The following is an 18,998-nucleotide window of genomic DNA, read 5'->3' on the forward strand; positions in this document are numbered from 1 at the left end:
CCCATGCGAGCCTTGATCGTTTTAGCCCTGGCCACCAGCGTCGTCGGCTGCACCCGCTGGTCGATGGACCATCATTTGAACAATGCCTACCGCGCCTATGACCGGGGCAACTGCGAGAAGGTGATGCTGGAGCTGTCCCAGGTCGACCGCACCAGCCGTGCCCGACCGTTCATCCAGCCGGAAGTGTCGCTGCTGCGCGGCCAGTGCCTGGAACGACAGAAGCTGTTCGTCGATGCGGCGCAGACCTACCAGTTCATCATCCAGCGCTACCCGCAGAGCGAATACGCTTTCCGCGCCCGCGCGCGCCTGCAGACCCTCGAACAACTGGGCCACTACCGTACCGGCGAGGCAGCGATCGCCCGCCCGGCCACGACCACGCCTTGGCGTTAATACTAAAGTCAGCAGGTCTGATTGTGACGCATGGGTCAGGGTGCGCTAATCTTGTTGCTGAGATGAATGAAAAACAGCAGCCCTAGCGCGGCCCTGCTAAAAGGGTCTTCGACAGCGATCCCGACCATGTTTGACGAGCGCCGCATCGAGCGACACCAGCTCCCTTACTTTCTCAGAGTCTTCAACCGTTTCACCGACCAGCCCATCGGCTATCTGGGCAACGTGTCTGAAGACGGCCTGATGCTGATCAGTCAGCTGCCGATGCTGGTCGGCCCGGATTTCGAGCTGCAACTCAAAGTCCCTGGTCGCGACGGCACTGTGCACCCGATCAATCTCACCGCCAGTTGCCTGTGGAGCCATGAAGACCAGACGCCCGGGCATTATGACTCTGGCTTCATGCTGTTGCAGGCGCCACGCGACTACGAGCAACTGGTGCGTGCCCTGCGCAACTATTTCAGCTTCCATCCGTTGAACGCCTCGGCTTGACGCTGGCCGTGAAGGGCTCCTGGCCCTAGACTCTGGTCGATCTTCTGTTCAGGACGACCCCGTGAGCTCCAGCATTTTCTGGCACGACTACGAAACCACCGGCATCAACCCGCGCAACGACCGGCCCTTGCAGGTCGCCGGTGTGCGCACCGACCTTGACCTCAACGAGATCGAGGCGCCGATCAACTTTTATTGCCAACCCAGCGACGACATCCTGCCGCATCCCAAGGCCTGCCTGGTCACTGGCATCACCCCGCAGCAACTGGCCAGCCAGGGCCTGAGCGAAGCCGAGTTCATGACCCGGGTGCATGCCGAACTGGCACGTCCTGGCACCTGCGGCGCCGGTTATAACAGCCTGCGTTTCGACGATGAAGTCACCCGATACAGCCTGTATCGCAACTTCTTTGACCCGTACGCTCGCGAGTGGCAGGGCGGCAACAGCCGCTGGGATTTGATCGACATCGTGCGCACCGCCTATGCCCTGCGTCCGGACGGGATTGAATGGCCGCAACAGGATGGGCGTACCAGTTTGCGTCTGGAGTTGCTCACCGCCGCCAACGGCATCGACCATGGTCAGGCACACGAAGCGTTGTCAGATGTGCGTGCGACAATTGCACTTGCGCGATTGATCCGACAGAAACAGCCCAAGCTCTATGACTGGCTGTTTCAACTGCGCAGCAAGCAGAAAGTCCTCGACCAGGTTCGATTATTACAACCGCTGGTGCATATTTCCGGACGCTTCTCTGCGGCCCGCAATTATCTGGGGGTGGTATTACCGCTGGCCTGGCATCCGCGTAATCGCAATGCCCTGATTGTCTGTGACCTGCATCTGGATGCTCAACCCTTGATAGATGAGGATGCGGATTCTCTGCGTCAGCGTTTATACACCCGTCGCGAGGAAATGCCTGACGGACAATTGCCGGTGCCGCTGAAACTAATCCATATCAATCGATGCCCGGTGGTCGCGCCGTTGAGTGTATTGCGCAGCGAAGATCAGCAGCGTCTGGAACTGGATATGTCTGTTTATCAGGCGCGTGCCGCCCGCCTGATTGGTGCCGCCGGACAATGGCAAGACAAACTGCCGGTGATCTACAGCGCTGAGGAGTTTGCCCCCAGCGAAGACCCGGAACAGCAGTTGTACGATGGTTTTCTTGGCGACCGCGATCGTCGGTTGTGCGAGCAAGTGCGCAATGTCGATCCACAGCAATTGGGGCAGGGCCAGTGGATGTTCGATGATGAACGTTTACCGGAACTGTTGTTCCGCTATCGCGCACGTAATTTCATCGAAACCCTGAATGCCGAGGAGCGCCAGCGCTGGCAATCCTTCGTCCAGCAACGCCTGAGCGATCCGCTGATGGGCGCGCCTAATACCCTTGGTGATTTCGAGCGGGCCCTGCAGGACTGCTGGGTGCAAGCCGATGCCGGTCAACAGGCATTGCTCGGCCAATGGCGTAGCCATGTGCAGACATTGAAGTTGCAGTTGGGAATGTAAGCAATCGTTGAAAATAAAAAACGCCAGCGTGGCTGGCGTTTTTAAGCGAGTAACACAAGGTTACCAGCGGGCTAATTAACCCAGCAGGGTTGCCCAGCCTTCAACCACATCGCCACCCCATTTGGCTTTCCATTCTTTCAGGGTTTTGTGGTTGCCGCCTTTGGTTTCGATGACTTCGCCGTTGTGCGGGTTCTTGTATTGCTTGACCTTGCGTGCACGCTTGGTGCCGGTAGTTTTTACCGCGCCGCGTGGGGCTTTGCTCAGTTTGGCTTCTGGATCCAGCAGCGCAATGATGTCACGCAGGGACTTCGAATATTCGCCCATCAGTGCGCGCAGTTTGCCTTCGAACTCCAGCTCGGTTTTCAGCTTGTCGTCTTGCGACAGGTTCTGCAAACGCGCTTGCAGTTCTTTGATGGCTTCTTCGGTGGCGCGATATTCGTTGATCAGGGACATGAGGCGTTCCTTGGAGATGAAGGTTTTTAGACAGACAGTGCGGCAATAGTAATCAGACGTCCTCGCCAAGTAAACATTAAAGCAGGCAATTAGCTCAATGAGTTCTTTATCGCGGCGATAGAGTAGGTTAAGAAAAATTTACAAACTAAGACGATTCTTCAAAAGTTAACTTAAATTGATGCCCTGTGCAGCGCCGGTACCTGGCGGCTGCGGCGGCACCGGGTCAGTCGGCGGGACGCAAGCAATGAGTACTGCAGTTTTGCCGGGCACTCGCTAGAATGTGCGCCTTTGCGAAAGTTTCTGGAGTCCATTTCATGCGCACCTACCGGCTGGTGATTGCCTGCCCCGACCGCGTTGGCATCGTCGCCAAAGTCAGTAATTTCCTGGCGTCCTACAACGGCTGGATCAACGAAGCCAACCATCACTCCGATGAGCAGAGCGGTTGGTTCTTCATGCGCCACGAAATCCGCGCTGAGACCCTGCCGTTCGGCATTGAGCAATTCCGTGAGGCCTTTGCACCGATCGCCGAAGAGTTCTCAATGGTCTGGCGTATCACCGATACCGACCAGAAGAAGCGCGTCGTGCTGATGGCCAGCCGTGAATCCCACTGCCTGGCCGACCTGCTGCACCGCTGGCACGCCAAAGAGCTCGATTGCGACATTCCCTGCGTGATCTCCAACCATAACGACTTGCGCAGCATGGTCGAGTGGCACGGCATCCCGTTCTTCCACGTACCGGTCGATCCGCAGAACAAGCAGCCGGCCTTTGCCGAAGTATCGCGCCTGGTCAAGGAGCACGGTGCCGACGTGGTGGTGCTGGCGCGCTACATGCAGATCCTGCCGCCGCAGCTGTGCCAGGAGTACGCCCAGCAGGTGATCAACATCCATCACAGCTTCCTGCCGTCGTTCGTCGGTGCCAAGCCGTACCACCAGGCTTCGCTGCGCGGGGTCAAGCTGATCGGCGCGACCTGCCACTACGTCACCGAAGAGCTGGATGCCGGCCCGATCATCGAGCAGGACGTGGTTCGCGTCAGCCATAGCGACAGCATCGAAGACATGGTGCGTTTCGGTCGCGATGTCGAGAAGATGGTCCTGGCCCGTGGCCTGCGCTATCACCTGGAAGACCGTGTGCTGGTGCACGGCAACAAGACCGTGGTGTTCAACTAAGCCTAAGTGCAGGAGGTTGGGCAATGGCCGATCCCCTCGACAAAGCCACCTCCAAAGCCCCGCCGACCCTCGGCGAGGGCTGCCTGAGCCGCTACGACCCGGATGCGCTGGACAGCGAAGACGGCACCGATTTCCCGGGTGCCGCCGAGCTCTGGGAGCAGCACAAACCGGCTAGCGACGAGCCCGCGCCTGACTGAGCCGCAAGCGCTCCAGCAGCGGCCGGCCCAACAGGCAGAGAAACACCGGGCCACCGGCGACCAGGTAGAAGTAGTACGTCACCACCCGCCAGATCAGGATTGCCGCCGCCGCTGTGGATGTACCCACCAAGGGCGAAAGCAACGCGGCCGAGGTCATTTCGGCAGCGCCTGCGCCTCCCGGCAGCAGGCTGAACTGACCGGCGCTGAGCGAAAGCATCTGCACCAGAAAGCTCGGTATCCATTGCAGGTCCACGCCCAGCCCGCGCAGTGCCAGGTACAGCACGCTGTAACGCAGCCCCCAATGCACGCAGGTCAGGGCAAACACCAGGGCCAGGGTGCGTTTGGGCAGGCGCCAGGTTTCGCCGAAGGCGCGAAAGAAGTGCAGCAGCTTGCGCGTCCAGCGCCGACGTCTGGGGCCGGACACCCTGAGCCTGTGCAGCAGCCGGCCATTGAGGCGCAGCAGTGCGCGGCGGTAGCGCACCAACCCGAGCAACGCGCCAAAGGCTGAGAACATCAACAGCGCGCTGGCGAGCAACATGCCTTCCAGGCTGCGGTTGAGGCTGTGAAACAGCGCGTAGCCGGCGATTCCCAGCATGGCGCAGAAAAAGAACAGCAGGTCGTTGAGCTGGTCGGCGGCAAACACCGCGCTGCTGCGCGCAGGCCCGATGCGGTCGCGGGCCAGCAAGGCCATCAGCGCCAGCGGGCCGCCGCTGCCTCCGGGGGTGGTGCAGATGGCGAACTCGGTGGCCATGATCACCCCCAGGCTGCGCAGGCGTCCCAGTGCTGCGCCCTGGCTGCCTAGCAGCAGTCGCAGGCGAATGGCGTTGATGATCCAGCACAGCACGATCATGGCGAACAGGCCCAGCAACAACGGCGGAGCAAAACCCCACAGACGCGGCAACAGTTCGCCGCCGCCGAGCACAGCCGGTACCAGCACCGCCACCATCAGTGCCAGGAGCAGCCAGAGCAGGCGGTTCACTGGCCGTGCCTGCTGGTCAGCCAGGCGGATTTGGTCATGGGCTCGCGACCCTGGCGCAGCAGACGTTTCAAGGTCTGTAGCCAGTAGCGGCGGGAAAAGTCATGGCGCATGTCCACTGGATGCAGGCCAAGGCGTATCACCGGCGCCTGGCGCAGGCGCGTTTCACGGACATCACAGAGCACTTTCGACAGGCCGCGGCGCCAGCTGCTTCGGGCGCTCCAGACCAGGCCAGGTGCCGGGATCGGGGTGAAGTCGGGCAGGCGGTAGAGGTACTGCGGATCACTGGTATAGCGTAACGGCAATTGGCGCAGGGCTTGGCGGGTGCCTTCGCTCATCAGCCAGGCGGGGGCGACGAAGCCCGCCAATGGCCAGTCATAACGGCGAAACAGCGCGATGCCGGCCTCCAGCCGTTCGCGCGCCTGGGCCTGGTCGAGGCTATAGAACTCGCCTTCCCAGGTGTAGACACGGCGCATCAGGTACTCCTGTAGCGAGCGCGGCGGCGGGCTGTCATCAGCGTGAAAGTAGCCATGCAGGGCCATTTCGTCGCCACGCTGCAGGCGCCGGTCGAGCATCAGGCGAAAACCGGGCGACTGCTCCAGGGCATTGCGCTTGTGAAAGTCTGGCACCACCAGCCAGGTCATGGGGATGTCGCCCAGGGCATCGACCGCTTCGACGAAGGGCTGGTAGTCCGGCCAGGTTTGCGGCGCAACGTCATGCAGCACCAGCAGCAGGCTTGGTCGATCAGCAGGCTCAGGCATGGACGCGCACCGGCATCGGGTGGCCCAACACCGCCCGGTAATGTTCCAGCAGGCCGTTGACCACGGTGTCCCAGGCGTAGTGCTGCTCGACATACGTGCGTGCCTGTTGGCCCATCTGTCGCGCACCGGCTTCGAACACTTCCCTGACTGTACGGGCCATCGCCTGACCGTCGTTGGGCGTGCACAGACGACCACACTGGTCGTTGACGATTTCCGTGAAGGCTCCGGCCGCCACGGCGATCACCGGAATGGCGCTGGCCATGGCTTCGAGAATCACCAGGCCGAAGGTTTCCTGGTCGCCGGCATGCAGCAGCGCATCGGCACTGGCCAGCAGGCGGGCGACTTCGCTGGCCGGGCAGAAGTGGTCGATAACGCTGACATTGGCCGGCACATTGGTCGGCATATGCGAACCGACCAGCAGCAGATGGTAGTGCTTGCCCAGGCGCTTCATGCAGTCGAGCAGCACCGGCAGGTTTTTCTCCCGCGAGCCACGCCCGGCAAATACCAGCAGCCGGGTGGTATCGGCAATGCCCAGCTCACGGCGCAAGGACAGGTCGCGGTGCAGGGGGTTGAAGGTCGTCAGGTCGACGCCCAGGCGCTGCACGTGGACATTGTCGATGCCCAGGCCGCGCAACTTGTCGGCCATCACCTGGCTTGGCGCCAGCACCCGGTCGAAGTTGCCATAGAGCTTGCTGACATAGGCTTCGACGTTGGGCGTGAACCAGTTGCCCATGCGGTTGCTCACCAGTAACGGCAGGTCGGAGTGGTAGAAGCCGATCACCGGTACATCCAGCTGGCGTCTGGCATCCAGCGCCGCCCAGGCGGTCAGGTAGGGGTCGCCCACTTCGATCAGATCCGGCTGAAGATCTTGCAGGACATTTCGCCAAGGGGCCAGGCGCAGGGGGAAGCGATAACCGTTGCCGAATGGCAAGGCGGGTGCCGGCACCTTGTAGATGCCGTTGTCGTGGCTGGCGCTGGCGCCGGGGATCAACAGGCTGTGGCGGACACCGGGGGTAAGGCCCAGGCGGCGGTGTTTGGCATCAAGATAGGTACGCACGCCGCCACTGGCAGGCGCGTAGAACATGGTGATGTCAGCGATGTGCACGATCAGCATCCCTCCGAGATCGTCTCCAGAGTGTGTCGTCCCGCATGGCTATGCGATGGATGACGCGCCCTAAGGTTGACCTCTATGAAGGATAGTTTGTTCGATGGGGTTCGGCAGCGGCTAGCTGCAAGCTACAAGCTGCAAGAAAAAGACCAGCGCACTCGGCTCTGGTTCTTCTTGCAGCTTAAAGCTTGCCGCTTGCAGCTCAAGTTTAGATACGGAAGCTGCCCACCAGTTGTTTCAGGCGGCTGGCCTGTTGCTCCAGGTCGGCGCAGGCGCGCAGGGTCGACTGCAGGTTCTCGACGCCTTCCTGGTTGAGCATGTTGATTTCGTTGATGTCCATGTTGATCGAATCAACCACGGCGGTCTGTTCTTCAGTGGCGGTGGCCACCGACTGGTTCATGCCGTCGATCTCGCCGATGCGCAGGGTCACGCTGCCCAGGCGCTCGCCGGCCTGGTTGGCAATCTCGACGCTGTCCTGGCTGTGGCGCTGGCTCTGGCCCATGGTGTCGACCGACTCGCGGGCGCCGACCTGCAGTTCCTCGATCATGTTCTGCACCTGTTGCGCCGACTCCTGGGTGCGGTGCGCCAGGTTGCGCACTTCATCGGCGACCACGGCAAAACCGCGACCGGCTTCACCGGCCCGTGCAGCCTCGATGGCGGCGTTGAGTGCCAGCAGGTTGGTCTGCTGCGAGATGCTGGTGATCACTTCGAGGATCTGGCCGATGTTCACCGTTTTGCTGTTAAGCGTCTCGATGTGGGCGCTGGACGTGCAGATCAGGTCCGACAGACGGTTCATCGCCTGGATGCTGCGATCGACCACCTGCTGACCTTCTTCGGCCAGATGGCGCGCCGAGCTTGCCTGTTGCGATGCTTGCGCGGCGTTGTGGGCGATTTCCTGGGCGGCGGCGCCCAATTGGTTGATTGCTGCGGCCACGCTGTTGGTGCGGTTGGACTGCTCGTCGGAGTTGACCATCGACGAGTTGGAGGCGCTGACCACCCGCAGGGCGACCTCGTTGACCTGCTCGGTGGCCGAGGACACTTCGCGGATCGAACCATGGATACGCTCGACGAAGCGGTTGAAAGCAGTGCCGAGGATGCCGAACTCGTCGTGGTTGTGAATAGCCAGGCGCTTGGTCAGATCGCCTTCACCTTCGGCGATGTCTTCCATGGCCCGGGTCATGGTGTGCAGCGGTTGCATCAGTACGCGGATCAACAAGCCGAGCAGGGCAATGATGATGACCACGGCGACCAGGGTGGCGATTACCGCCGAGGTGCGGAACTTGCTCAGCATCGAGTAGGCCTCGTCCTTGTCTACCGACAGGCCGATGTACCAGTTGGCCGAAGGCAGGCCTTTTACCGGGGCGAAGCTGAGGATCCGGGTCTTGCCGTCGAGCTGGACTTCGCTCGGTTCCTTGCTGATGCGCGGGGTGTTTTGCGGGAACAGGTCCGACAGCGACTTCATCACCAGGTTCTTGTCCGGGTGCACGAGGATCTTGCCCTGATCGTTGATCAGGAAGGCATAGCCCATGCCGCCGAAGTTCAGCGAGTTGATGATTTCGGTCAGGCCGTCCAGGGCCAGGTCGCCACCGACCACGCCGACATTGCGGGCTGCGGTCGCCACCACCGAGATAACCATCTTGCCGGTGCTGACATCAATGTAAGGTTCGGTCAGGATCGGCCCGTTGGCCGCCATGCCGTCCTTGTACCAGGGACGAACGCGCGGGTCGTAGCCGTCCGGCATCTTGGTCTGTGGGCGAATGGTGAAACCGCCGTTGACGTCACCCAGGTAAATGGTCAGGAAACTTGAGACCAGGGCTTGTTGGCCGAGCAGCGTGCCGATCTTGTCAGCCTCGGGAAACGCGGCAATGTTTTGTGCAACGTTTTGTACCAGCAGAATACGACCGTCAAACAGGTTCTTGATATTGGTCGAAGTGGTTTCGCCCATTTCCTCAAGATAGTTATCCAGATCCTCGCGAATGGCATTACGCTGCAAGAAATCGTTGTACAACGTAAACAGGGTAAAGGCGATCATGACGATCAGCGAGGCGGCTAATAGGATCTTGTGGCTGAATCGGAGGCTTTTGTTCATAACGTGTCGGTCCGCTAAGGTCTTGTTGTCCGGGTCGTTCGCACAAAGAACAGCGTGAAAGCAGTGCAGGTCCCAATTCCTTGTCGGGATATTCCTGTCTTCCTGGTGGTCTATCGCTATTTAATATCGGCCGTTTCAAGCCAAAGCTTTAAACAGAGGGTGAAAAAACATGCCTGACTCTTCGCAATTCGTGCTCGGCGCCGACCTTGCCGGGCAGCCGGTGGCCCAGGCCATGCGCCTGGCCAACCGTCACGGCCTGGTGGCCGGGGCGACCGGTACCGGCAAGACCGTGACCCTGCAACATATGGCCGAAGCTTTCAGCGATGCGGGCGTGGCGGTGTTTGCCGCCGATGTCAAAGGCGACTTGTGCGGCCTCGGCGCAGTGGGCAACCCCCAGGGCAAGGTGGCTGAACGCATTGCCGGCATGCCCTGGCTGAACCATCGGCCGCAGGCTTATCCGGTCAGCCTGTGGGATATCCATGGTCAGTCCGGTCATCCATTGCGCACCACCCTCAGCGAAATGGGCCCGTTGCTGCTGGGCAACCTGCTGGAGCTGACCGACAGTCAGCAGGCGGCGCTGTATGCCGCGTTCAAGGTCGCCGACCGTGAAGGCCTGTTGCTGCTGGACATCAAGGACCTCAAGGCGCTGCTTGCGCATCTGAAGGACAACCCGCAGCTGCTTGGTGAAGACAGTGCGCTGATGACCACAGGTTCAAGCCAGGCCCTGTTGCGGCGCTTGGCAACCCTGGAACAGCAGGGCGCCGAGGCGTTGTTTGGCGAGCCGGCCTTGCAACTGGAAGACATTCTGCAGCCGGACGCCGATGGTCGCGGGCGCATTCACCTGCTCGATGCCAGTCGCCTGGTGCATGAGGCGCCGAAGGTCTATGCGACCTTCCTGCTGTGGCTGCTGGCCGAATTGTTCGAGCAATTGCCCGAGCGCGGCGATGCCGACAAACCGTTGCTGGCGCTGTTCTTTGACGAGGCCCACCTGCTGTTCAGCGGTACGCCCAAGGCCCTGCAGGACCGCCTGGAACAGGTGGTGCGGCTAATTCGTTCCAAGGGCGTGGGGGTGTACTTCGTCACCCAGTCACCAAGCGACCTACCAGATGATGTCCTGGCACAGCTGGGCTTGCGCGTCCAGCATGGCCTGCGGGCATTCACCGCCAAAGAGCAGAAATCCCTCAAGGCCGTGGCCGATGGCTTTCGTCCCAACCCGGAATTCGACACCTTGAGCGTGCTCACCGAGCTGGGCATCGGTGAGGCGCTGGTCGGTACCCTGCAGGAAAAGGGCACGCCAGGTATGGTCCAGCGTGTACTGATTGCGCCGCCGCAGTCGCGAATCGGGCCGCTGAGCGCCGCTGAACGGGCAGCGCTGATTGCCGCGTCACCTTTGCTCGGACGTTATGACAAGCCGGTGGACCGCGAGTCGGCCTATGAAATGCTCAACGCCCGCAAAGGCGGTGTTGCCGAGCCTGAGCAGGCGCCGGCCGCGGCTGAAGAGAGCTTGGCCGACAAGGCCGGCGAGTTCCTGCAGAGCGCGGCGGGGCAGGCGATCAAGTCGGCGGTACGCCAGGCGGCCAACCAGTTCGGCCGCCAGTTGGTGCGCGGCCTGATGGGCTCGTTGCTGGGCGGCAGCAAGCGGCGCTGATTCTACACAGGCATAAAAAAGGCGCCCCTCGGGGCGCCTTTTTACTGCGGGGTGCTTTAGCTGATGGCTTTGGTCGCCAGCCAGAACAGCCCGGCTGCCAGGCCCATCGACGCCGGCAGGGTCAGGGCCCAAGCCAGCAAGATGGTCTTGACGGTGCCGCCTTGCAGGCCGCTCTTGTTCGCCACCATGGTCCCGGCTACACCGGACGACAACACGTGAGTGGTCGAAACCGGCAGGCTGAAGATGTTGGCCATACCGATGGCGCAGGCTGCGGTGATCTGTGCCGACATGCCCTGAGCGTAGGTCATGCCCTGTTTGCCGATCTTCTCACCGATGGTCAGTACCACGCGCTTCCAGCCCACCATGGTACCCAGGCCCAGGGCCAGGGCGACCGCGAGGATGACCCAGAACGGGGCATATTCGGTGGTGGCGGTCAGGTCTTTACGCAGCTTTTCCAGGTCGGCCTTTTCACGCGGTTGCAGGCCCGGCAGTTTGCCGACCTTCTTCGCGGTGTCGTCCAGGCAGAGCAGGTAGCGACGGACTTCGATACGTTTTTCCGACGGCAGCGAGTGGTAGTCCGCTACACCCTTGAGCGATTGCTGCAGGGCATTGATGGTCGGTTCGGTCTGCTGCGGGTTGCAGCTGAACTGCTCGGGCAGGTCGCCATCTTTGGCTTTGCCCAGGGCCAGGAACTCGCCCAGGGTCGCTTCGTTGCGCTGGTAGAACTGGCTCAGGTGCAGGGTGGCGTCGCGGGTCCGCTCGATCTGGTAGGTGGTGCTGTTCAGGTCGAGAACGAACGCGGACGGAACGATACCGATCAGCACCAGCATGATCAGGCCGATACCTTTCTGACCGTCGTTGGAGCCGTGCACGAAGCTTACGCCCATGGCCGAAATCACCAGGACCAGGCGGTTCCAGAATGGCGGGTGCTTCTTGTCGTCGAGCTTGCGACGCTGTTCCGGCGTCTTGTGCATCTTCGACAGCGGGCGCCACCATTTCAGGCCGATCAGCACCAGGGCAGCGACAGCAAAGCCGGCCATGGGCGACAGCACCAGGGACATGCCGATGTCGATTGCCTTCTGCCAGTTGACCCCGTCACCCAGTGGAATGTCGTTGATCAGGGCATTGGCCAGGCCCACGCCAAGGATCGAACCGATCAGCGTGTGCGAGCTGGACGCCGGAATACCGAAGTACCAGGTACCCAGGTTCCAGGTAATGGCGGCAGCCAATAGCGAGAAGACCATCGCCAGCCCGTGGCCGGTGTTCACATTGATCAGCATTTCGACCGGCAGCAGGTGGACGATGGCATAGGCCACGCCGACACCGCCAAGCAGAACGCCGAGGAAGTTGAACACGCCGGAGAAGAACACGGCCAGGTGCGGCGGCATGGCTTTGGTATAGATGACTGTAGCTACCGCGTTAGCGGTGTCATGAAAGCCATTGATGAACTCGAAGGCGAGTACGAAGGTCAGAGCGAGCAGCAAGCTCACCAGTACCCAGGCATCAAGTCCGCTGAATAAATCGATCATGAAGGAATTCTGACCCGGTCATAAGGGGGCGCGATTATGCCAGAAATCCCCGGTAATCGATGCCCCTGCTGCTGACCGGTCGACGCCTTTTCTACCCGAGTGTCCGAGCCTCTGAGTCGGCGATGCGTCGCTGATCGTCGGCTAAAATGCGAAAAAATCGATAAAAATTAAATGTTTGTGCGATTTAATGTTTGTCATAAAAAAATCAAACGGCCGTATGAAATTTGTGAAATTCCGTTACCGAAGGCCGGTGACAGCGCAAAAATAGGCCGCATTGTGCCTAGCGAAAAGCTCCCCCGCACACCGCTGAACGGCATGCTCCAGTTGCCCGCAACGGTGGGTCAGGGCGCCTGATCCTTGAGTTCTTTCTCGATTTTTTCCAGTTCCTGAGCGAATGCCTGGTCAAGCACGCTTGCGCGTTTGCGCCATGGCTTGCGCTCCGGGTCGGGTTGCGCGGCGTAAGTGGTTACTTCACCGCCATAGACTTCCTTGTAACGTTGTTCCTGGCGCTCTAGTTCTGCGCGCAGTTCATCTTTGGTCACAGTATTACCTGTATGGATATAAACCCTGGCGATTACGTGGGCAATTGTCTGCGCGGGGCGCAACATGCACACGGCTACGCAGCCAGAGCGGCATAACTGTCGCAGCAACAGTAGGTTTTGATGGTGAAAGCGAAAGTGAGCATCGAGGTGTTCACGTTGATGGCACTTGCAGCGATCCGGTTGTGTCTAGCAGATTGGATCCGCCCTATCCCTGCCCATGGGCGGGGATACGAATTTTTATTATAGCAAGTAGATTGCCTGACAGTAGCACGCTCTATTGTTGATAAGAGCGCCTGATTTGTTACCACATTATGAATGTGGTCAGTCAGCCGAGTATGAAATTCGAACCGGGAGCAAAGAAAAAGTTCTCCGGCGACAAACCCCGCGTTGTACGGAGGAAGGAAAAACGGCCTCGCTTCGTGGGCAAGGCCGTGCCTGGGACTTCTACGGTGGGTACCTGACCAGTCTCTCCAAGAAGCCACATAGTGGCGGGAGAAAGGTATAAGCAATTGAGGGTAGCGGTCAATTGCGATTATCGGTCGATGGTTCGATAATCGCCCCAGTGACCGTGTTGCCGAGGCTAGCCATGACAGAAGAAACAACGCCCAAAGGGCCAGGATTGAACGACAACGTGCGTAGCTCGTTTGCGTCCCTGGCGCCGCCCATCGTCGCCTCGCCGGCCAAGCGCATCCAGGCCTTTACCGGTGACCCCGATTTCATGACCTCGCTGGCCCGCGGCCTTGCCGTGGTGCAGGCGTTCCAGGAGCGCAAGCGCCACCTGACCATCGCCCAGATCAGCCACCGCACGGAAATCCCCCGGGCGGCGGTACGCCGGTGCCTGCATACCCTGATCAAGCTGGGCTACGCCACCACCGATGGGCGCACCTACTCGCTGCTGCCCAAGGTGCTGACCCTTGGCCATGCCTATCTGTCGTCGACGCCCCTGGCGGTCTCGGCGCAGCCTTACCTGGACCGCATGAGCGATCAGTTGCACGAGGCTTGCAACATGGCCACCCTGGAAGGCGACGACATTCTTTACATCGCCCGCTCGGCCACTGTGCAGCGCCTGATTTCGGTCGACCTGTCAGTCGGCGGTCGCCTGCCGGCCTATTGCACCTCCATGGGCCGCATCTTGCTGGCGGCACTGGACGACGCGACCCTGCACGAATACCTTGAGCACGCCGACCTGCAGGCCAAGACCAGCCGCACTATCCATGACCCGGTGGCCCTGCTCGAGTGCCTGCAACTGGTTCGCCAGCAGGGCTGGTGCGTGGTCGATCAGGAGCTTGAGCAAGGCTTGCGCTCGATCGCGGTACCGGTCTACGACGCCTCCGGCCAGGTGCTGGCAGCGCTTAACGTCAGTACCCACGCCGGCCGGGTCAGCCGCACCGAGCTTGAGCAGCGCTTCCTGCCGATCATGCTCGCCGCCAGCCGTGACCTCAGTGCGCAACTGTTCGCCTGAACGTTCCTGTTCGATAAACGCACAGAGATGCGTTTATCGAATTGCGCCGCGCCCGCCTGCTTATTAATGTCCCTCGCAGCGGTCAACCTGCCTTGACCGCCCATAATAATGAGCGAGAGGCAAACGCCCCATGACCGACTTCCTGTCCCCGCACGGCTTGCACCTGTCCTACGCTGGACTGCGCGGCAGCTGATCCAGCTTTCCGAACCTGTACCTGTTCGCCTGTGCCGTTCATGCGCGCACCTGCACACTCGCGCGCTTCTTCTGGATAAAAATAATGAATAGTCCTCAAGCTGCTGTCGGAAACTGCCTAGATGTGCAGTCCTTTATCAATAACCAACCGCTGTCGCGCTACCAATGGCGGGTGGTGCTCCTGTGCTTTCTGATCGTCTTCCTCGACGGCCTCGACACCGCGGCCATGGGTTTTATCGCCCCGGCCCTGTCCCAGGACTGGGGCATTGATCGTGCAAGCCTCGGGCCGGTGATGAGCGCCGCCTTGATTGGCATGGTCTTCGGTGCGCTGGGCTCCGGGCCGCTGGCTGACCGCTTTGGGCGCAAGGTGGTACTGGTGGGGGCGGTGGTGCTGTTCGGCGCTTTCAGCCTGGCTTCGGCCTACAGCACCAACGTCGACCAGTTGCTGGTGCTGCGCTTTCTGACCGGGCTGGGCCTGGGCGCGGGCATGCCCAATGCCACCACGCTGCTGTCCGAATACACCCCAGAGCGGCACAAGTCACTGCTGGTGACCAGCATGTTCTGCGGCTTCAACCTGGGCATGGCTGGTGGCGGCTTCATCTCCGCCAAACTGATCCCGGCGTTTGGCTGGCATAGCCTGTTGCTGATTGGCGGTGTATTGCCGCTGATCCTGGCGGTTGTATTGGTGGTGTGGTTGCCGGAGTCGGCCCGCTATCTGGTGGTACGCAACCGCGGCACCGACAAGGTGCGCAAAACCCTGGCGCCGATCGAGCCGGCCATCGTCGGCCAAGCATCGAGCTTCAGCGTGCCTGAACAGAAGACGGTAAAAGCCCGCAACGTGTTCGCGGTGATCTTCTCCGGTACCTACAGCGTCGGCACCTTGTTGTTGTGGCTGACCTATTTCATGGGCCTGGTGATTGTCTACCTGCTGACCAGTTGGCTGCCAACCCTGATGCGCGACAGTGGCGCGAGCATGGAGCAGGCTGCCTTCATCGGCGCGCTGTTCCAGTTTGGCGGGGTGCTCAGTGCCGTGGCAGTGGGTTGGGCCATGGACCGCTACAACCCGCACAAGGTCATCGGCACTTTCTACCTGCTGGCTGGGGTGTTTGCCTACGCGGTAGGCCAGAGCCTGGGCAACATCACTGTACTGGCGACCCTGGTGCTGATTGCCGGAATGTGCGTCAACGGTGCGCAGTCGGCCATGCCCTCGCTGGCCGCGCGTTTCTACCCGACCCAGGGGCGTGCCACCGGTGTCTCGTGGATGCTCGGTATCGGCCGCTTCGGCGCGATTCTCGGGGCGTGGATGGGGGCGACCCTGCTGGGCCTGGGCTGGAATTTCGAGCAGGTGCTGACGGCACTGGTGATTCCGGCGGCGCTGGCCACGATCGCGGTGATCATCAAGGGCATGGTCAGCCATGCGGATGCGACCTGATATCGGCAGCGTGTGGGAGCCGGCCTTGCCGGCGATGGTATCGACGCTATGCCAGGCTTTGCGCGGTGCCCGCATCGCTGGCAAGGGTTCTTAGCAAGACAACAATCAGTTCGATAATCGAACAGTTAGTCGATTATCGGATTGAACCGCCCCCAAGCCCACCTTAATCTGAATCCATACCCGGCGCCGTCCAAGGCGCCTTGAAACCGACCCCGACTCAGCATATCCAGGAGTCTGCAATGGCTGAAATCCTCTCGCTCCACGACGCCGTGAAGCAGTTCGTCAACGACGGTGACAGCGTCGCCCTCGAAGGCTTCACGCATTTGATTCCGACTGCCGCCGGGCATGAAATCATTCGTCAGGGCAAGAAAGATCTGACCCTGGTACGCATGACGCCTGACTTGATCTACGACCAGCTGATCGGCGCCGGTTGCGCCCGCAAGCTGATCTTCTCCTGGGGCGGCAACCCGGGTGTCGGTTCCCTTCATCGCCTGCGCGACGCCGTTGAAAAGCAGTGGCCGCACGCGATCGAGATCGAAGAACACAGCCACGCCGACCTGGCCAATGCCTACGTCGCCGGCGCCTCGGGCCTGCCGTTCGCGGTGCTGCGCGCCTACGCCGGTTCCGATCTGCCGAAGGTCAACCCGCTGATCAAGAGCGTTACTTGCCCATTTACCGGTGAAGTCCTCGCCGCCGTGCCATCGGTGCGCCCGGACGTCACCGTGATCCACGCGCAGAAGGCCGACCGCAAGGGCAACGTGCTGCTCTGGGGCATCCTCGGCGTGCAGAAGGAAGCGGCCCTGGCGGCCAAACGCTGCATCGTCACCGTCGAGGAGATCGTCGACGACCTCAAGGCGCCGATGAATGCCTGCGTGCTGCCGACCTGGGCGCTGTCTGCGGTGTGCCTGGTACCGGGTGGGGCGCATCCGTCCTACGCCCATGGTTACTACGAGCGTGACAACCGTTTCTATCAGGCCTGGGACCCGATTGCCCGCAGCCGCGAAAGCTTCACGGCATGGATCGAGCAGTACATTCGCGGCACCGCCGACTTCACCGAATTCAAGGCAAAACTGGCCAGCGCGGAGGCTGCACAATGAGCTACTCCACCCATGAAATGATGACCGTTGCCGCTGCCCGTCGCCTGCGCAATGGCGCCGTCTGTTTCGTCGGCATCGGCCTACCGTCCAAGGCCGCCAACCTGGCGCGCCTGACCTCGTCGCCGGATGTGGTGCTGATCTATGAATCCGGCCCGATCGGCGCCAAGCCGAGCGTGCTGCCGCTGTCGATCGGTGATGGCGAGCTGGCCGAAACCGCCGACACCGTGGTGCCGACCGGCGAGATCTTCCGCTACTGGCTGCAGGGCGGGCGCATCGACGTGGGCTTTCTCGGCGCTGCCCAGGTCGACCGCTTCGGCAACATCAACACCACCGTGGTCGGTGATTACCACCAGCCCAAAGTACGCCTGCCGGGTGCCGGTGGTGCGCCGGAGATCGCCGGCTCCGCCAAACAGGTGCTGATTATCCTCAAGCAGTCCAACCGCGCCTTTGTTGACAAGCTCGACTTCATCACCTCGGTCGGCCACGGCGAAGGCGGCGACTCACGCAAGCGCCTGGGCCTGCCAGGCGAAGGGCCGGTGGGGATCATCACCGACCTGTGCATCATGGAACCTGAAGCCGGCACCCATGAGTTCGTGGTGACCTCGATCCACCCGGGCGTGACCCGCGAGCAGATTGTTGCCGCCACTGGCTGGGCCATCCGTTTTGCCGATGACGTGCAAACCACCGTGGAACCGAGCGACGTCGAGCTCAACGCCTTGCGTGATCTCGAAGCACGTACCGCTGCCGCCCACGGCCAAGCGCCAGGAGAAGCCTGATGCGTGACGTATTCATCTGCGATGCCATTCGCACCCCCATTGGCCGCTTCGGCGGCGCCCTGGCCGGCGTGCGCGCCGACGACCTGGCGGCGGCGCCGCTCAAGGCGCTGATCGAGCGCAACCCGCAGGTGCAGTGGGAGCAGCTCGACGAAGTGTTCCTCGGCTGCGCCAACCAGGCCGGTGAAGACAACCGCAACGTCGCGCGCATGGCGCTGCTGTTGGCCGGCCTGCCGCAAAGCGTGCCGGGGGTGACCCTCAACCGCCTCTGCGCCTCGGGCATGGACGCGGTGGGTACGGCCTTTCGCGCCATCGCCAGCGGTGAGATGGAGCTGGCGATTGCCGGCGGCGTCGAGTCGATGTCCCGAGCTCCGTTTGTCATGGGCAAGGCCGACAACCCCTACTCGCGCAACATGAAGCTGGAAGACACCACCATCGGCTGGCGCTTCATCAACCCGCTGATGAAGGCCCAGTACGGTGTTGACGCCATGCCGCAGACCGCCGACAACGTTGCCGACGATTACCAGGTATCGCGTGCCGATCAGGACGCCTTTGCCCTGCGTAGCCAACAGCGCACGGCGGCCGCCCAGGCTGCGGGTTTTTTTGCCGAAGAGATCGTGCCGGTGCGCATCGCCCATAAAAAGGGTGAGACCCTGGTCGAGCACGACGAGCACCCACGCGCCGATACTACCCTCGAAGCCCTGGCCCGGCTCAAGCCGGTCAACGGCCCGGACAAGACCGTTACCGCCGGCAATGCATCGGGCGTCAACGACGGTGCCGCAGCGCTGATCCTGGCGTCGGCAGAGGCGGTGAAAAAACACGGCTTGACCCCGCGGGCGCGGGTGCTGGGTATGGCCAGTGCTGGCGTTGCGCCGCGGGTGATGGGCATCGGCCCGGTACCGGCGGTGCGCAAACTGACCGAACGCCTGGGTGTGGCGGTGGCCGATTTCGATGTCATCGAACTCAATGAAGCCTTTGCCAGCCAGGGCCTGGCGGTGCTGCGCGAACTGGGCCTGGCCGACGATGCGCCGCAGGTCAACCCTAACGGTGGCGCTATCGCCCTTGGCCATCCGCTGGGCATGAGCGGCGCGCGTTTGATCCTCACCGCTTTGCACCAACTGGAAAAATCCGGCGGGCGCAAAGGCCTGGCGACCATGTGTGTCGGCGTCGGCCAGGGCCTGGCCCTGGCCATCGAGCGGGTGTAA

The 18,998-nt window shown here is 61.6% G+C and carries 18 protein-coding genes and 1 pseudogene; 11 read left to right on the forward strand and 8 right to left on the reverse strand.

All coding sequences use genetic code 11. The annotated features are described in order from the left end of the window. The first annotated feature begins 3 nt into the window (after positions 1-3). The 3 genes from F8N82_RS02605 to sbcB all read left to right on the forward strand — a co-directional run bounded on the left by F8N82_RS02605 (position 4) and on the right by sbcB (position 2,368). Positions 4-390 carry a tetratricopeptide repeat protein gene (locus F8N82_RS02605; protein ID WP_038998935.1) on the forward strand — a complete coding sequence of 129 codons (387 nt, stop codon included), beginning with the start codon at positions 4-6 and terminating at the stop codon, positions 388-390. 126 nt (positions 391-516) lie between these two features. Beyond that, positions 517-876, forward strand: coding sequence for a PilZ domain-containing protein (locus F8N82_RS02610; protein ID WP_038998937.1), 360 nt, complete (start codon positions 517-519; stop codon positions 874-876). Between the two features lie 61 nt (positions 877-937). Continuing rightward, positions 938-2,368 (forward strand): exodeoxyribonuclease I, encoded by a 1,431-nt coding sequence (sbcB, locus tag F8N82_RS02615; RefSeq protein WP_038998938.1) that lies wholly within the window; start codon positions 938-940, stop codon positions 2,366-2,368. A gap of 75 nt (positions 2,369-2,443) precedes the next feature. Here the strand turns inward: sbcB and mvaT are convergent, their stop codons facing one another. Next, entirely contained in the window at positions 2,444-2,821 is a 378-nt protein-coding gene (gene mvaT, locus F8N82_RS02620) for a histone-like nucleoid-structuring protein MvaT (RefSeq protein WP_010220862.1), read from the reverse strand. A gap of 314 nt (positions 2,822-3,135) precedes the next feature. On the opposite strand from mvaT, the gene purU reads away from it, so the two are divergent. Together purU and F8N82_RS02630 are read left to right on the forward strand one after the other, a co-directional pair. Then, positions 3,136-3,987 carry a formyltetrahydrofolate deformylase gene (purU, locus tag F8N82_RS02625; protein WP_038998939.1) on the forward strand — a complete coding sequence of 284 codons (852 nt, stop codon included), beginning with the start codon at positions 3,136-3,138 and terminating at the stop codon, positions 3,985-3,987. 23 nt (positions 3,988-4,010) lie between these two features. Then, the gene (locus F8N82_RS02630) at positions 4,011-4,184 is read left to right on the forward strand and encodes a hypothetical protein (protein WP_167336597.1); all 174 of its coding nucleotides are present in this window, start codon (positions 4,011-4,013) and stop codon (positions 4,182-4,184) included. Here the strand turns inward: F8N82_RS02630 and F8N82_RS02635 are convergent. From F8N82_RS02635 to F8N82_RS27490, 5 genes and pseudogenes are all read right to left on the reverse strand, one after another. After that, entirely contained in the window at positions 4,159-5,163 is a 1,005-nt protein-coding gene (locus tag F8N82_RS02635) for a lysylphosphatidylglycerol synthase transmembrane domain-containing protein (RefSeq protein WP_038998941.1), read from the reverse strand. The two genes, F8N82_RS02630 and F8N82_RS02635, sit on opposite strands and share 26 nt — an antisense overlap. Continuing rightward, a complete protein-coding gene (locus tag F8N82_RS02640) occupies positions 5,160-5,921 on the reverse strand; it encodes a DUF2334 domain-containing protein (protein WP_038998942.1) in 762 nt (253 codons plus the stop codon). Before F8N82_RS02640 ends, F8N82_RS02635 begins: the two co-directional genes overlap by 4 nt. Beyond that, a complete protein-coding gene (locus F8N82_RS02645) occupies positions 5,914-7,035 on the reverse strand; it encodes a glycosyltransferase family 4 protein (protein WP_038998943.1) in 1,122 nt (373 codons plus the stop codon). The genes F8N82_RS02640 and F8N82_RS02645 overlap by 8 nt, the downstream gene beginning before the upstream one ends. 202 nt (positions 7,036-7,237) lie before the next feature. Next, entirely contained in the window at positions 7,238-8,002 is a 765-nt protein-coding gene (locus tag F8N82_RS27485) for a methyl-accepting chemotaxis protein (protein WP_371128668.1), read from the reverse strand. A gap of 93 nt (positions 8,003-8,095) precedes the next feature. Continuing rightward, a pseudogene (locus F8N82_RS27490) lies at positions 8,096-9,118 on the reverse strand (HAMP domain-containing protein); the annotation flags it as partial. Positions 9,119-9,287: 169 nt separating this feature from the next. Here F8N82_RS27490 and F8N82_RS02655 point away from each other — a divergent pair. Beyond that, the gene (locus F8N82_RS02655; RefSeq protein ID WP_038998946.1) at positions 9,288-10,766 is read left to right on the forward strand and encodes a helicase HerA-like domain-containing protein; all 1,479 of its coding nucleotides are present in this window, start codon (positions 9,288-9,290) and stop codon (positions 10,764-10,766) included. Between the two features lie 56 nt (positions 10,767-10,822). Here the strand turns inward: F8N82_RS02655 and F8N82_RS02660 are convergent, their stop codons facing one another. Further along, a complete protein-coding gene (locus tag F8N82_RS02660; RefSeq protein ID WP_038998947.1) occupies positions 10,823-12,295 on the reverse strand; it encodes an inorganic phosphate transporter in 1,473 nt (490 codons plus the stop codon). 341 nt (positions 12,296-12,636) lie between these two features. Next, a complete protein-coding gene (locus F8N82_RS02665; RefSeq protein WP_038998948.1) occupies positions 12,637-12,837 on the reverse strand; it encodes a hypothetical protein in 201 nt (66 codons plus the stop codon). 586 nt (positions 12,838-13,423) lie between these two features. On the opposite strand from F8N82_RS02665, the gene pcaR reads away from it, so the two are divergent. From pcaR to pcaF, 5 genes are all read left to right on the forward strand, one after another. Beyond that, a complete protein-coding gene (gene pcaR / locus F8N82_RS02670) occupies positions 13,424-14,299 on the forward strand; it encodes a pca regulon transcriptional regulator PcaR (protein WP_174242307.1) in 876 nt (291 codons plus the stop codon). Positions 14,300-14,576: 277 nt separating this feature from the next. Next, positions 14,577-15,923, forward strand: a complete 1,347-nt coding sequence (locus F8N82_RS02675; protein WP_038998949.1) for an MFS transporter — start codon at positions 14,577-14,579, stop codon at positions 15,921-15,923. Positions 15,924-16,162: 239 nt separating this feature from the next. Next, positions 16,163-17,020, forward strand: coding sequence for a CoA transferase subunit A (locus tag F8N82_RS02680; RefSeq protein ID WP_038998950.1), 858 nt, complete (start codon positions 16,163-16,165; stop codon positions 17,018-17,020). Beyond that, positions 17,017-17,796 (forward strand): CoA-transferase subunit beta, encoded by a 780-nt coding sequence (locus tag F8N82_RS02685; RefSeq protein WP_038998951.1) that lies wholly within the window; start codon positions 17,017-17,019, stop codon positions 17,794-17,796. Before F8N82_RS02680 ends, F8N82_RS02685 begins: the two co-directional genes overlap by 4 nt. Continuing rightward, complete coding sequence (gene pcaF, locus F8N82_RS02690; protein ID WP_176470436.1) at positions 17,793-18,998, forward strand: 3-oxoadipyl-CoA thiolase; 1,206 nt, start codon at positions 17,793-17,795, stop codon at positions 18,996-18,998. Before F8N82_RS02685 ends, pcaF begins: the two co-directional genes overlap by 4 nt.

The organism is Pseudomonas fluorescens, from assembly GCF_902497775.2.
GTDB classification, from domain to species: domain Bacteria; phylum Pseudomonadota; class Gammaproteobacteria; order Pseudomonadales; family Pseudomonadaceae; genus Aquipseudomonas; species Aquipseudomonas putida_F.